The sequence below is a fragment of the Sphaerisporangium sp. NPDC088356 genome, from assembly GCF_040685555.1.
Lineage (GTDB): Bacteria > Actinomycetota > Actinomycetes > Streptosporangiales > Streptosporangiaceae > Sphaerisporangium.
This window is the reverse complement of record NZ_JBFBIK010000011.1, coordinates 24,654-38,141: the sequence shown is the minus strand read 5'-3', so window position 1 is coordinate 38,141 and position 13,488 is coordinate 24,654. Positions and strand designations below refer to the sequence as shown.

16 protein-coding genes and 2 tRNA genes are annotated in these 13,488 nt (G+C 68.8%); 5 read left to right on the top strand and 13 right to left on the bottom strand.

The window, feature by feature from the left end:
• The first annotated feature begins 85 nt into the window (after positions 1-85).
• The gene (locus AB0O34_RS06910; RefSeq protein WP_363913466.1) at positions 86-652 is read left to right on the top strand and encodes a TMEM165/GDT1 family protein; all 567 of its coding nucleotides are present in this window, start codon (positions 86-88) and stop codon (positions 650-652) included.
• A gap of 14 nt (positions 653-666) precedes the next feature.
• Here AB0O34_RS06910 and AB0O34_RS06905 read toward each other — a convergent pair whose 3' ends face one another.
• The 8 genes from AB0O34_RS06905 to AB0O34_RS06870 all read right to left on the bottom strand — a co-directional run bounded on the left by AB0O34_RS06905 (position 667) and on the right by AB0O34_RS06870 (position 4,454).
• Entirely contained in the window at positions 667-1,788 is a 1,122-nt protein-coding gene (locus AB0O34_RS06905; RefSeq protein WP_363913464.1) for a UDP-N-acetylmuramate dehydrogenase, read from the bottom strand.
• Between the two features lie 98 nt (positions 1,789-1,886).
• On the bottom strand, positions 1,887-2,186 hold the full coding sequence (locus AB0O34_RS06900) for a hypothetical protein (protein WP_363913462.1): 300 nt from the start codon (positions 2,184-2,186) through the stop codon (positions 1,887-1,889).
• A 90-nt stretch (positions 2,187-2,276) separates the two neighbouring features.
• Positions 2,277-2,705, bottom strand: a complete 429-nt coding sequence (locus tag AB0O34_RS06895; protein ID WP_363913460.1) for a MaoC family dehydratase — start codon at positions 2,703-2,705, stop codon at positions 2,277-2,279.
• 3 nt (positions 2,706-2,708) lie between these two features.
• Positions 2,709-3,158 (bottom strand): MaoC family dehydratase N-terminal domain-containing protein, encoded by a 450-nt coding sequence (locus tag AB0O34_RS06890; protein WP_363913458.1) that lies wholly within the window; start codon positions 3,156-3,158, stop codon positions 2,709-2,711.
• A 323-nt stretch (positions 3,159-3,481) separates the two neighbouring features.
• Positions 3,482-3,646, bottom strand: a complete 165-nt coding sequence (gene rpmG, locus AB0O34_RS06885) for a 50S ribosomal protein L33 (protein ID WP_184608557.1) — start codon at positions 3,644-3,646, stop codon at positions 3,482-3,484.
• A gap of 79 nt (positions 3,647-3,725) precedes the next feature.
• A tRNA-Met gene (locus tag AB0O34_RS06880) sits at positions 3,726-3,799 on the bottom strand.
• Between the two features lie 218 nt (positions 3,800-4,017).
• Positions 4,018-4,090, bottom strand: a tRNA-Thr gene (locus tag AB0O34_RS06875).
• 124 nt (positions 4,091-4,214) lie between these two features.
• Entirely contained in the window at positions 4,215-4,454 is a 240-nt protein-coding gene (locus tag AB0O34_RS06870; protein ID WP_363913456.1) for a transposase, read from the bottom strand.
• Positions 4,455-4,664: 210 nt separating this feature from the next.
• Between AB0O34_RS06870 and AB0O34_RS06865 the strand changes: the two genes are divergently transcribed.
• Entirely contained in the window at positions 4,665-5,324 is a 660-nt protein-coding gene (locus AB0O34_RS06865) for a hemerythrin domain-containing protein (protein ID WP_363913454.1), read from the top strand.
• Between the two features lie 136 nt (positions 5,325-5,460).
• On the top strand, positions 5,461-6,261 hold the full coding sequence (locus AB0O34_RS06860) for a class III extradiol ring-cleavage dioxygenase (RefSeq protein ID WP_363913452.1): 801 nt from the start codon (positions 5,461-5,463) through the stop codon (positions 6,259-6,261).
• A 29-nt stretch (positions 6,262-6,290) separates the two neighbouring features.
• Here AB0O34_RS06860 and AB0O34_RS06855 read toward each other — a convergent pair whose 3' ends face one another.
• The 5 genes from AB0O34_RS06855 to AB0O34_RS06835 form a co-directional block, all read right to left on the bottom strand.
• On the bottom strand, positions 6,291-6,806 hold the full coding sequence (locus AB0O34_RS06855; protein WP_363913450.1) for a MarR family winged helix-turn-helix transcriptional regulator: 516 nt from the start codon (positions 6,804-6,806) through the stop codon (positions 6,291-6,293).
• 78 nt (positions 6,807-6,884) lie between these two features.
• Positions 6,885-7,724 (bottom strand): YceI family protein, encoded by an 840-nt coding sequence (locus tag AB0O34_RS06850; protein WP_363913448.1) that lies wholly within the window; start codon positions 7,722-7,724, stop codon positions 6,885-6,887.
• Entirely contained in the window at positions 7,721-10,246 is a 2,526-nt protein-coding gene (locus AB0O34_RS06845; protein WP_363913446.1) for an MFS transporter, read from the bottom strand. Before AB0O34_RS06845 ends, AB0O34_RS06850 begins: the two co-directional genes overlap by 4 nt.
• Entirely contained in the window at positions 10,246-10,788 is a 543-nt protein-coding gene (locus tag AB0O34_RS06840; RefSeq protein WP_363913444.1) for a MarR family transcriptional regulator, read from the bottom strand. Before AB0O34_RS06840 ends, AB0O34_RS06845 begins: the two co-directional genes overlap by 1 nt.
• 164 nt (positions 10,789-10,952) lie before the next feature.
• On the bottom strand, positions 10,953-11,153 hold the full coding sequence (locus AB0O34_RS06835) for a hypothetical protein (RefSeq protein ID WP_363913442.1): 201 nt from the start codon (positions 11,151-11,153) through the stop codon (positions 10,953-10,955).
• A gap of 323 nt (positions 11,154-11,476) precedes the next feature.
• Here AB0O34_RS06835 and AB0O34_RS06830 point away from each other — a divergent pair, with 323 nt between their 5' ends.
• Together AB0O34_RS06830 and AB0O34_RS06825 are read left to right on the top strand one after the other, a co-directional pair.
• Positions 11,477-12,373, top strand: a complete 897-nt coding sequence (locus AB0O34_RS06830; protein WP_363913440.1) for a lysozyme — start codon at positions 11,477-11,479, stop codon at positions 12,371-12,373.
• A gap of 302 nt (positions 12,374-12,675) precedes the next feature.
• Positions 12,676-13,080 (top strand): hypothetical protein, encoded by a 405-nt coding sequence (locus AB0O34_RS06825; RefSeq protein ID WP_363913438.1) that lies wholly within the window; start codon positions 12,676-12,678, stop codon positions 13,078-13,080.
• Positions 13,081-13,488: the final 408 nt, after the last annotated feature.

Genomic DNA, 13,488 nt, shown 5'->3' with positions numbered 1-13,488 from the left:
TGCCGGGCCGAGGTCGACGTACCCCGAAACTCCCCGTGGTGCTCGCTCCCAGCCCGGTCGCGCTACAAGAAAGGGCGACCCCCCTGTGGAAGCGTTCTGGATCAGTCTCGGCGTCATCTTCGTGGCCGAGCTGGGCGACAAGAGCCAGCTCATGGCCATGACCTTCGCCACGAGATTCAAGCCGTGGCCGGTGCTCGCCGGCATCACCATCGCCACGGCGGTGGTGCACCTCTTCAGCGTCGGGCTCGGCGGCCTCATCGGCGACGCGCTCCCGAAGACGGCCATCGCCATCGTCGCGGGCATCGCTTTCCTGTTCTTCGCGCTGTGGACGCTTCGCGGCGACGAGCTGAGCGACGAGGAGTCGCAGAAGGCCGAGCGCACCACGCGCAGCGCCCTCATCGCGGTGACCGTGGCGTTCTTCCTCAGCGAGCTGGGCGACAAGACCATGCTCGCCACGATCACCCTCGCCACCCAGCACGGCTGGTTCGGCACCTGGATCGGCTCGACGGTGGGCATGGTCGCCGCCGACGCGCTCGCCATCGTCGTCGGCCGGATGCTCGGGAAGCACCTGCCCGAGAAGGTCATCCGGTACGGCGCCGCCGCCGCCTTCGCCGTCTTCGGCGTCCTCCTCATCGCCGAGGCACTCCTCTGAGGCAAGCCGGCGGCTCAGAGCCGGAGGCCGACCATCACGGGCTCGTTCACCAGGGTGACCCCGAACTTCGCCTCGACGCCCTCCTTGACCTCCCTGGCCAGTGCCAGCAGATCGGCCGCCGTCGCCGGACCGTCGAACGGGGCAGGCATCGACATGGAGCCGAGTGCTTCGGGGTCACCAGGGAAGCCGGTGACCCCGAGCCCGCCCGGGTTGGTCAGCGCGAGCGTGTGCTTGGTGGAGATGCGCGCCGGGCCGCGCCGGTAACCCTTGGGGAAGCCGGCGTGCTCGATGAGCCAGGCGGCGGGCACCTTGACGGCGCCCGCGGGCGTGTCCCAGCGGGGGAACCCCGGAGCCCGGCGCTCCAGCTCGGCCGCCTCCGGCCCGTCCAGCACCGGATTGGTGAAGAAGGAGCCGGCGCTGCACGTGTCGGGATCGGAGGCGTCGAGGACCATGCCCTTGCCGCGGCGCAGGTGCAGCACGGCCGTACGGGCCTCGTGCAGGGCGACCCTGCCGCCGATCTCCACGCCCAGCTTCGCCGCCAGCTCCTTGTAGGCGACAGGCCCGGACTTCTCGGACTTCTCCAGCGCGTAGGTCACGGAGACCACGACGTAACGGGCGAGATCATCCTTGAAGGCGCTGTGCCGGTAGGCGAACCCGCACTGCTCGGCGTCGAGGTCGAGCACCTCCCCCGCACGCCGGTCGTAGGCCCGGACGCCGACGACGGTCTGCGAGACGTCCTGCCCGTAGGCGCCGACGTTCTGGATCGGGGTCGACCCGACCAGGCCCGGAACGCCCGACAGGCACTCGACCCCGGACCAGCCCTCGGCCACGGCGCGGGCCACCAGGGCGTCCCAGTCCTCCCCCGCCTGCGCGGTCACCACGACCCGGCTTCCCTCGTCGCGGACGTCGACGCCGCGCGAGGAGACCCGGACCACCAGGCCGTCGAAGCCCTCGTCGGAGACCACCAGGTTGCTGCCGCCCCCGAGGACGAGCACGGGCTCGCCGGCGCGGTCGGCCTCCGCCACCAGCTCGACGAGTTCCTCGCCCGTATGAGCCTCCACGAAGGCCCGGGCCGCCCCGCCCACTCTCAACGTGGTGTACGGCGCGAGCCGCACACCTGCCACACGGTCAGCCATGCACCATCCCCAGCAGGTACGAACCGGCGCGCGAGCACCGCACGCCGGCACTCAGCCTAGACGAGCCGCCCCCGGCCCCCGCCTGGGTCCGGCGGGGATCAGCGGTTGCGATGGGGACGGCGTAGCTCCTGACCGCGCTCATCGGTCCGGCGGGACACCTCTTCGCGCTGCCGCTCCTCGTGGTGGGCGGGCGGATCCCCCTCGGGCACGGACTGCTCCTGGTCGTGGTCCTGAGCGCTGATCGCCTCGTCCAGCCTCGACGTCGCCAGGCTGGAATCCCACAGCACCTGTGAGGCGACCATGTCCTCGGTTCCGGAGTCGGACTCGACGCCGTGGTCGGCCGTGTGCGCGAGCTGCTGATCATCGCGGTCGTTCGTGTGTTTCGGTGCCTCGTTCACGCAGCCCCCACTACCCACCTGGGAGGCAAGCATTCAGGCCCGGCGGTCCAGGTGGACCGCCGGGCCCGCGAAATCGGGGTGAGCCGGGGGTCAGGCGAGCCGGACGGTCGCGCGGGCCTTGGAGAGCACCCGGGAGTCCCCTGACCTGGCCGTCAGCGCGATGACCACGCGGTTGTCGTCCAGCTTGTCCTCGACGACCCCGCTCACCGTGATCACGGCGCCTTCGTCGTTGTCGGGGACGACCACCATGGACGAGAACCTGACGCCGTAGTCGACCAGCGCTCCGGGGTCGCCCGCCCAGTCGGTGACGAACCGGCCCGCCTCGGCCATCGTGAACATGCCGTGCGCGATCACGTCCGGCAGGCCGACGGCCTTGGCGTGGCGCTCGTTCCAGTGGATCGGGTTGAAGTCACCGGAGGCGCCGGCGTACATCACCAGGTTGACGCGGTGGACGGAGTAGTCGACGGCCGGGATCTGGTGGCCGACCTCAACCTCGTCGTACTTCACAGTCGCGGTCATCGGTTACGCCGCCCCTCCGCGCTCGATGATGGTGTTGTAGGTCCTGCAGACCGGTTCGCCCTGGACGGTGGAGACCTCGCTGGTGACCGTGAGGAGCTCGTTGCGGCCGACGCTGCGGATCTCGCTGATGGTGGAGGTGCACAGCAGCTCGTCACCGGCGTAGATCGGGCGGTCGTACTCGAACCGCTGCTCGCCGTGGACCACCATGGCGAAGTCGAGGCCGAGCTCGGGGTCGGCGAGCGCCTCACCGGCGCCCGAGAGGCTGAACACGATGGGGAAGGTCGGCGGGGCGACGACGTCGGGGTGACCGGCTTCCCTCGCGGCCTCGGGGTCGCGGTATATCGGGTTGTGATCGCCGATCGCGGCGGCGAACTCCCTGATCTTGACGCGGCACACCTCGTAGGAGGTGGACGCCGGGTAGGTCCGTCCGACGAAATCACGGTTCAAAGCCATCGTGCCGGTGCCCTTTCGGAACGCAGAGCTGCGGAGCCCGACGGTAACAGAACAAGGTTCGGCCGTCGTGGGTGGATCTCGTGCGGCTCGGCCCTCCGCCGGTAGGGAGAACGCTAGCCCGGCCCGCTACGGAACCCGTGCAGGCCGGTCGCCGCCCCGACGGGGGACGCCTGTTTTCGGACGCGACAAACCGGCGCTCTCTAGGGAGAACGCCGGTCGCGCGAAAATGCCGAAGTGCTGCTGAAGGCGCCCGGATGCCCGGAGACCATCATGCTCTGACGCGAGAGCCTGCCCGATCGGGCCGGCTCGGCGTGCGGTGGCGCTTAGCGCGTCTCGCGGTGGGCACGGTGGCACTTGCAGTTGGGGCAGTACTTCTTCAGCTCAAGCCTGTCCGGGTCGTTACGCCGGTTCTTCCGCGTGATGTAGTTGCGGTGCTTGCACTCCTGGCAGGCCAGCGTGATCTTCGGCCTAACGTCGGTGGCAGCCACGTGGGAGTGCCTTTCTACGTTTGGGACACATGGACAACCCGAACCCGGCCACCCTTTACAGGGGGACCCGGCAGGGTAGTAGCGGAGGCCGGACTTGAACCGGCGACACAGCGATTATGAGCCGCTTGCTCTGCCTGACTGAGCTACTCCGCCTCAGGCCGGCGAACTCAACCGGCCTCGAAAGGATACCTGACCTCTAAGACGATCGCGCACGCGCACTGGCATGCCCGATCTGGGCTAGGTGCTCCAAGTATGCCTGATCGCTGGGCCCCTACACTTCCCCTATTTACAGGCGGACTGGTGAGCACGGTCGGATACCCACAAGCGAAAAGCCCCACCCCGGAATCCGGGAGAGGGCATTTGCGCTGTCGAGCCCCTTTACGGAATCGAACCGTAGACCTTCTCCTTACCATGGAGACGCTCTGCCGACTGAGCTAAAGGGGCCGGTCTCACTCGCGTTTCGCGTTACCGCGCCGCGCTGCGGACAGGTGTAACCATACACGGACCCCGCGACCGATGCGAATCAGAACGCCCATCCAGGGCCTCCCCAGGGACGCCCGCGGCGGGCCTAGCGGAGAGCCTCCTGCCGCCCGCGCGAGGCACGGCCCCCGAACGGCAGAGTGATCACCTCGCAAAGATCGGCGAGGTCCACGAAACGGCGTAGCTCGTCGACGGAGAAGCAGTCCGCGACGAGCTCTCCGTGCCGCCGCAGGCGGAGGACCTGATGATCGCCGCGCGTCGCGGCTGTGATCTCGTAGCCGTCCGGCCCCACCCAGCGCGTCTCCATAGCGCGACAGAGTATGCCCAATCATCATCCGTTTCGCTAAATGCCCGAGATCGCTATGGCACCAGGGGCCTCACCTGTGCGTTCACACCGCGCACGTACTCGCGCACCACGGCCACGCGCCCGCGTACCGCCGAATCCGGAGGCCATCGTCTAAGTCAGATCCAAGCAAGCTCTAAGTGCGCCCGAGCACGCTGGACGACGACAGGTACACGACTCCGGCAAGGAAGCATCATGCCCCACAGCACCGACACTCCCGACACTCTGGGATTCCGCATCACCCACCGCGCCATGCGGGGCGACACCCGCCGCCTGGCCGCCGTGACCGCCGAGATCGCCTCGGGCCGGCAGTCGTGCGACCAGGCCAGGGCAGCCGCGATCTCCACGTTCATCGCCAAGCTCTGCGAAGGCATCCACCACCATCACTCGATGGAGGACAAGGTCCTCTGGCCGGTGCTGGAGCGCTCCGCCGGTGCCGCCGTGGACCTCTCCGACCTGTCCGACGACCACTCGGAGCTCGATCCGCTGCTGGACGAGGTGCGCTCCTCCGCCACCGCGTTCGTGACCGGCCGCACGGCGGCCGGGCGGCTCGCCGCCCTGCTCGGGACCCTCGCCGACCTCCTCGACGAGCACATCGAGGAGGAGGAGCTGACCATCTTCCCGATCATCGAGAAGTACGTCTCGGCATCCGACTGGCTCGCCGTGGAGACCGCGGTCCGCAAGGGCGGGGACGCCGCCTTCGACCTGCCGCGCATCGGCCAGTACGCGAGGCCCGAAGAGCTCGCGCGACTCCGCAAGATCGCGGGCCCGGTCCTGTCGGTGATGCTCGCGCTGACGCGGGGGCCGCACCGCCGCCGCCAGCGCCTGATCTTCGGCTCCCTCGCCACCGTCTGATCACGCACTCCGGGGGATTCCAGCCTGAAGCGAACCGGGGAAAAGGTAGGTCCGGGTTGGTCTCCCCAATCGATTGACGCGTCAAGTATCTTCTGCTTTCCTGTTGATGCTTGAATGTTCAACTAAGGAGTCCGCGATGAGCGACGACACGTCCAGCGGCGGCACGGGCCCGATGCCGGCCCTCTATCTCAGCCACGGCGCCCCGCCGCTGGTCGACGACGCGCTGTGGACGTCGCAACTCTCGGCATGGGCCGGCGACCTGCCCCGGCCCACCGCCATCCTCGTCGTCTCGGCGCACTGGGAGTCCGCGCCGCTGATGCTCGGCGCCACTGACACCGTGCCGCTGGTCTACGACTTCGGCGGCTTCCCCGCTCGCTACTACTCGGTGCGGTACGGCTCGCCGGGCGCGCCCGAGCTCGCGGCCAAGGTCGCCGCGCTCATGCCGGACAACCAGACCGTGAGCCGCCAGCCGAACCGCGGCCTCGACCACGGCGCCTACGTGCCGCTGACGGTGATGTACCCCGAGGCCGACATCCCGGTCCTGCAGATGTCACTGCCCACCCTGGACCCCGACCGGCTGCTCCAGCTCGGCCGGAGGCTGCGCCCGCTGCGCGACGAGGGGGTGCTGATCATCGGCTCCGGGTTCACCACCCACGGGCTGCCGTTCCTGCGCGACTTCCGCCCCGAGGCCGTCGCTCCGTGCTGGTCACAGGAGTTCGACGCGTGGGCCGCCGAGACGCTGGCCCGGGGCGCGGTCGACGAGCTGGCGGACTTCCGCCACCGCGCGCCGGGCATGCCGTACGCGCACCCGACCATCGAGCATTTCGCACCGATGTTCGTCACGCTCGGCGCCGCCACCGACCCCGAGGCGTCCCCGAAGCAGACCATCGACGGCTACTGGATGGGCCTCGCCAAGCGCTCCTTCCAGGTGGCCTGACGAGCCACGCCGCCTGATGAGGCCGGGGGTCAGCCAGGGACCACGTCCGGCCGACGCTCGTCCAGGGTGCCGGCCAGGGCGTTGAACCGGGCGAGCATCTGGCCCAGCAGCCGCACGTCATCTTGCGGCCAGGTGCCGAGCAGGGCGTAGAAGCGCTGCTGCCGCGCCGAACGCGCGCGGTCGAGCCGCAGGCGCCCCTCAGCTGTGAGGTCGAGCAGGTGGGCGCGGCCGTCCAGCGGGTCGGGCTGGCGCCCGATGAGCCCCAGCTCCTCCAGCACCTTGAGCTGGCGGCTGATCGTCGCCTTGCCCACGCCGAAGTAGGCGGCCAGGTCGCTGGAGCGCGCGGGAGCGACGTCCCCGATGCGCACCAGAAGCCCGTACGCCCCCGGCTCCAGCTCGGGGTGCACCTCGCGCCCCACCTCGGCGGACAGCGCGCGGGAACGCCGGAAGAGGACGCCGAGCTGGTGCTCGACCGCGCAGTACGCTTCGTACTCCTCGACGGGCACCGCCTCCTGGACGGATGCCGCCGCTCGTGTCTCGGGCATCGTGCCGCCTCCTCCTCCCTTCAGTGTCGGGGTTCGTCCGATGATCAGGGCTCCCGCCCCTCGGCGTAGCCTCAACGATCAGGCCTGAGCCGAGGGTTCCCCCTGCACGGCCTGGATGTCCAGCTCCACCTTCAGGGTGGCGCCGATGAGCGAGATCCCCGCCTGAACCACCTGGTTGTAGTTCATGGCGAAGTCCTCGCGGCGAAGCTCCGTGACCGCCCGGAACGCCGCGCGCAGGCCGCCCCACGGGTCGGGGCTCGTACCGAGGTAGGCCAGGTCCAGATCGACCGCGCGGGTGATCCCGCTCAGCATCAGGACGCCGTGCACCGTCCACCTGTCCGGGCCCGCGGGCGACAGCCCGGTGCTCCGGTAGGAGATCACCGGGTGCGGCCCCACGTCGAGGAAGTCCGCCGAGCGCAGATGGTCGTCGCGCGTCTTGTTGCCGGTGTCGATCGACGTCGCGTCGATCTCGGCGACCACGGCGGACGCCTCGGCGGTCGCGCCGATGTCGATCCGCCCGGTGAACTCCGAGAACCGTCCCTGAACGCTGGACAACCCCAGGTGCTGCGCTGTGGCGGCGACCTTCGAGTGGGCGGGGTCGATGGTCCACACGCCGGGCGGCGGCAGCTCGACGCCGCCCTGACGTGCGAGGACCAGCACGCCCAGCTCGGCGCTGCCGGACGCCGTCACGATCGCCGTGGACGCGATGGGGGCGTACCCCACCGCGGTCACCACGACGGTGTAGATGCCGGGGTTCAGCGGCTCGGTCAGCACCGTGCCGTCGGCGTCCGCGTCGGCGCGTACGACCTGGTGGCCGGACATGTCGGTCACCGTGACCACGGCGTGCGGCACCGCCCAGCCGTCCTTCGTGCGCACGACGGCGTGCAGGCCGTACCTTCCCGCGAGCGTGCTGCTCATTCGGGGTGCCCCAGCCACAGGTCGTACGCGTCCTCGCCCTGGCCTGCCAGGTTGAGCGCGCTCGCCACGGGCGGGTACCCGGTGGCGATGACGGTGTACTGGCCGCCCGTCAGGTCGGCGAAGGCGTACTCGCCGTCCTCGCCCGTGGTGGCGGAGCCGACGACGTTGCCCGCCCCGTCGAGCAGTGTGACGCGGGCGTCGGCCAGCGGGCCGCCGTCCTTGACGCGGACCGTGCCCCTGACACGGACGCCGGGCAGCAGCTCGACGTCCTGCCGGGTCTGGCCGGTCCCGACCTCGACCGGCACCGCGGCCGGACGGTGTCCCACCGCGCTGACGGCCAGGGTGTAGCTGCCGGCGACGACGCCCGCGAATCCGAAGACGCCGTCCGCGGCGGTCACGCCCGTGGTCACGACCTCGCCGCGCACGTCCGTCACGATGACCATCGCCTGGACGATCGGCTTGCCTTCCGGGTCGCTCACGGTGCCGACCAGCCTGCCTGAACCGGCGAGCACGAGGTCGAAGTCCAGCGGCTGGTCGCCGACCGCGAGGGTCGCCACCTGCGGGTCGTGCTCGCTGGCGGAGGCGATCAGGACGTACGTGCCGCTGCTCGGCGTCCACAGGCTGTACCCGCCGTCCGCCTGCGTGACCGCGCGGCCGAGCTGGTGGCCGCGCACGTCGATCAGGGTGAGGGTGGCCTGGGACACCGGTGTGCCGTCTGAGCGCCGGATCACCCCGCGGATCCCGCTGCCGCCCTCGGGCTCGGAAGCGCCCGCCGAGGCGTACACCGTCTGCTGGACCGGCGCCTCACCGAAGGGCTGCGTGGAAGCCCGGGCGGCGGCGAACCCGTTGAACGCGGCCGGGGCCTCGGCACCCACGGACACCAGCTCCTGGGCGTCCCGCTGCTGGGCATGGCGGCCGGGGCCGTTGCCGTTGCCGTTGTGCGCCGGCTCGTACTCGTCCGCGCCTGTACGCATCTGCTCGGCGCTGGCAGTACGAAGAGGGATCTCCTTGATGAAGAGGATGGCGATCAGAGCCAGCAGCGCGCTCGGCGCCGCGTAAAGGAACACGTCGCCGACACCGTGGCCGTACGCGCCCGTGACCACCGTGCGAACGGGGCCGGGCAGGTCCGACAGGCGGGGAATCGAGCCGTTGCTCAGGTTGCTGTGGACGCCGATCTTGGCCAGGCCCTCCTCCAGGTACTGGATGACCCGGTGGCCCAGCACCGCGCCGAGCGCGCCGACGCCGACCGCACCGCCGAGCGTGCGGAAGAACGCGACCAACGAGCTGGCAGCTCCGAGCTCCTGCGGCCTGACCTGGTTCTGGACGGACAGGACGAGGTTCTGCATGGTCAGGCCCACTCCGACGCCCATGGCGAACATGTAGACCGCCAGGAGCCAGTAGGCGGTGTCGAACCGCATCGAGCCCATGAGCCCGAATCCGGCGGTGAGGAGCACGCCGCCGATGACGAGGAAGATCTTCCAGCGTCCCGTGCGCGTGATGATCTGACCGGCGACGGTCGAGGAGAGCGCCAGGCCGAGGATCATCGGCAGGGTCATGACACCCGCCATGGTGGGCGTCTCGCCACGGGCGAGCTGGAAGTACTGGCTCAGGAACGTCGTCGCGCCGAACATCGCGACACCGACCAGCATGCTGGCGACCACCGCGAGGCTGATCGCGCTGTTGCGGAACAGGTGCAGCGGGACGATCGGCTCGCTCGCCCTCGACTCCACGAACAGGAAGATCAGCGCCAGCACCAGCGCGCCGCCGACCATGGCGGCGGTCTGCCACGACAGCCAGTCGTACTTGTGGCCCGCGAACGAGACCCACACCAGCAGCAGGGAGACCGCGGCGGTGATGAGCACCGCGCCGGCCCAGTCGATGTTGACCTTGCGCTTGTACACGGGGACGTGGAGCGTCTTCTGCAGGACCACCAGGGCGATGACGGCGAACGGCACGCCGACGTAGAAGCACCACCGCCAGCCGAGCCAGGAGGTGTCCACGATGAGGCCGCCGATGAGCGGGCCGCCGATGGTCGCGAGGGCGAAGACGGCGCCGAGGTAGCCGGAGTAACGGCCGCGCTCGCGGGGCGAGATGATCGCCGCCATGATGACCTGGGCCAGAGCGGTCAGGCCGCCGGCTCCAAGGCCCTGGATCACGCGGGCCCCGATGAGCATGCTGGGGTTCTGCGAAACGCCCGCGATGGCCGAGCCGATGACGAAGATGATCAGGCCGAGCTGCACCAGGAGCTTCTTGCTCATCAGGTCGGCGAGCTTGCCCCAGATGGGCGTGGAGATCGTGGTGGCCAGCAGCGTCGATGTGATCACCCAGGTGTAGGTGTTCTCATCCGCGTGCAGGTCGGCGATGATCGTGGGCAGGGCGTTCGACACGACGGTCGACGACAGGATCGCCACGAACATGCCGAGCAGCAGTCCCGATAGCGCTTCCAGAATCTCACGGTGCGACATCGGCGCGGCCGATTCGGGTGCGGCCTCCTGCACCCCGGCCGGTACTGCGGTTGCCATCAAAGTCCTTTCACTGTCTTCACGGACTCAGCCGTGCGATTCACTGCCTGATTCACTGCCGGAGCCGTGCGGGTCACCGCCTGATCGGCGCGGGGAAGGTGCGCGGCGCGGGCCCGGCGTGCGTCGAAGCTCGTACGGAACCGGCCGAGAAGGCCGGCAAGCTCGGTGATCTCCTCGTCGGTCCAGTCGTCGAGGGTGTCGGCGAGGAGGTGGCGAACGTGGTCGAGCAGCTCTCCGGTGACGTGCTCGCCCTCCGGGGCGAGTCGCACGTACCAGGAGCGGCCGTCACGCGGGTTGGGGATGCGCTCGACCCAGCCGCGTTCCTGGAGGTCGGCCACGTGCCGGCTGATCACTGACTGATCGACCTCGAACATCTCGGCCAGCTCGCCCATACGGACCTCGCCACATCGGCTGAGCGCCACGAGCAGGGTGAGACCGGCACGGGAGCCGGTGAACGGCAGATCCCGCTTGACCGCCTTGATCACCGAGCCCATGTCACTCAGCCGGACAAGCAGCTCACCGCAGCTCTTCTCCGATGCCATGACCGCCTCCATCTAGTTGCCTTAGGCAAATATATATCATTGCCCTAGGCAACCTTCAGGGGGGTATGTCCGCTTTGAGGGAGCAACACCGACAAGGCGCCGCTCCCAGCGGGAGCGGCGCCTTGCGGTCGTACGTGACTGTCAGCCGTGGTGGCCGGGCTTGTTCAGCCGTGGTGGGGCTTGCCGCCGTCGCTCGGGCGGCGCCACGGGCCGGTGATGGCGAAGACGTACCCGGGGGGCCCGCCGTAGGGGAAAACGGTGATGTTGTCGGGCCCGTCGTAGTCGGTGTCCTTGGAGGGGTCCGGGTTCACACCGAAGATCGTCTTGAGGGTGACCGTCTCCGACTTGGGGTCGTAGAGCCACACCTGGCCGTCGTGCTCGTGGTCGACCCGTGAGCACTCGATGACCAGCGCCGTGTGAGAGATGTGACCAACCGGACAGCCATAGTTAGGAAACTTTACACCTTTTAGGTTCTATCGACGGAAGGTTAGTTACTTGCGGAAGTAGTCCTATTTAGACGGAAAGGAGCCTTTTCGCGCTATCCGGCACCGCGGCTCCCGCGGGGCTGGCCGGCAACGCGACTCCTGCGGGACCATGCGTCACCGCAGCTCACGCAGGCCAGACCCACGCACGTCCGCCGCGGTCTCGCGACTGGTACTCGAGCATTCCCCCCAACTCGGAGGACCACGTGGCAAGCAGCAACCGACTTTCCCTGACCGCCCCCACCTCGCGCTTCAAAGCACTCGCCATCGCCGCCCTGACCTGCGTCACGGTCACCCTGGGCGCCTTCCCCGCATCCGCAGCCTCGGCCGACCCCGCCCCTGCGGCCCCCACCGACCCCGTCTCTGGCGCAGCCAACCCCACCAGCCCCGTCACCCACCCCGAAAGGGACTGGATGGGTTCACAGGTGGCCAAGCACGAACCCGCCACCGGCAACGTGACCATCACCCCACTTGTCGCCCAGACTCGCGGCCTTGACGTCAGCAGCTGGCAGGGCAACGTCAACTGGGCATCCGTCGCCGCGAACGGCGCCAGGTTCGCCTACGTCAAGGCGACGGAGTCCACCAACTACACCAACCCCTACTTCAGCCAGCAGTACACGGGCTCGTACAACGCGGGTCTCATCCGCGGCGCCTACCACTTCGCCACGCCGAACACCTCCTCCGGCGCGGCCCAGGCCGACTACTTCGTCAACCACGGCGGCGGCTGGTCCCGTGACGGCAAGACGCTCCCCGGCCTGCTGGACATGGAGTGGAACCCGTACGGCGCGGCCTGCTACGGGCTGTCGGCCTCCGCCATGGTCAACTGGATCACCTCGTTCAGCAACCAGTACCACGCCAGGACCAGCCGCTGGCCGGTCATCTACACGGCGACAAGCTGGTGGAGCCAGTGCACCGGCAACCTCCGCGGCTACGCCTCCACCAACCCCTTGATGATCGCCAACTACAACGGCTCACCTGGGCCGATGCCGTACAACTGGGGCTACCAGACCATCTGGCAGTACGCCGACAGCGGCACCTTCCCCGGCGACCAGGACTACTTCAACGGCGACTTCTCCCGCGTCCAGGCCCTCGCCAACGGCTGACGCGGCGACATAACCCATCGAAGAGGCCCCTGCCCGGACTTCCACCGGCGCAGGGGCCTCTTCAAGCCGCGGTGCTCAGCTTTCCTGGCGCAAGGGCTCGACGCGCTTGAGGATGACTGTGTAGGTGATGTACTCCCTCGGCCAGTTCCGCGACTACCTCGCACGTGGAGCGGCCTCGATCGTGCAGGCCGACGTAATGACGGGGTGTCGAAACCCATCGAATGCTGATATCCGCGCGAACCCACCGCTCTACGCTGCACTCACCACGATCGACATTCCGAGTGGACGCGAGGAGAACCGCGATGCGTCATCGACTAGCAACCTCGATCACAGTTCTCACCTTGGGCGCGATCATCGTGCTGCCTCTCTTTGGAACGCTCCCGGCCGAGGGGTCCGCCTGCCGCCAGTCGACCTACATCCCCGGCCTCAGCCCGATCACCCTCTCCAGCAGCGACGGCCGGCACACGCTTCAGGTGAAGAAGCGCACACAGAACCGTCAGCCTGTGGCGGACATCTGGTACGACGGCTCGTACCGTGGCCGCCACGTCATCCCGGTCCGGATCTGGAACGGCAAGGGCAGCACCGTCACCGCCGTCCTCCACCAGTACTGGGGAACCGAGATCTGGATGGGCCAGGTACGCCAGGTCCTCAAGCGAACCGCCAAACTCCAGGTCTGCGGCACCTACTGGCGCGGAAACCTCCCCTAGCCCACCGCTCTATGGCGTCGAACGCGCAGACAACGAGCCCGAGGATGACGATGGACAGCATCGCGGTGTTGGATGTCGGCGCCTCCCAGGATGTACGGGACCTGTACGCATGGTTGATCACAGAGCCGGAGCTCCGAGGGGGGTTACGCGTCAGGAACCGGCGCCCAACTGCTGTTCCGGTGCGCCACCACCGGACTCGCTCGACTCCATCGTGCCCCGGCACTACACCACCGAGTGACTGTCACCCCAGCCACCAGGGATTCGGCGCAAGATCCGCCAAGTCCCGCTTGACACGTAGGCAAGAATCCACCTTTCTCAATCTGTCAAGAATTGTCACTCTCCAACTATCTCGCCGCCCCCTCCACGGCCAGGAAATCCCGCTGGCCGGAGCCCCCGGGAAAGTAAGGA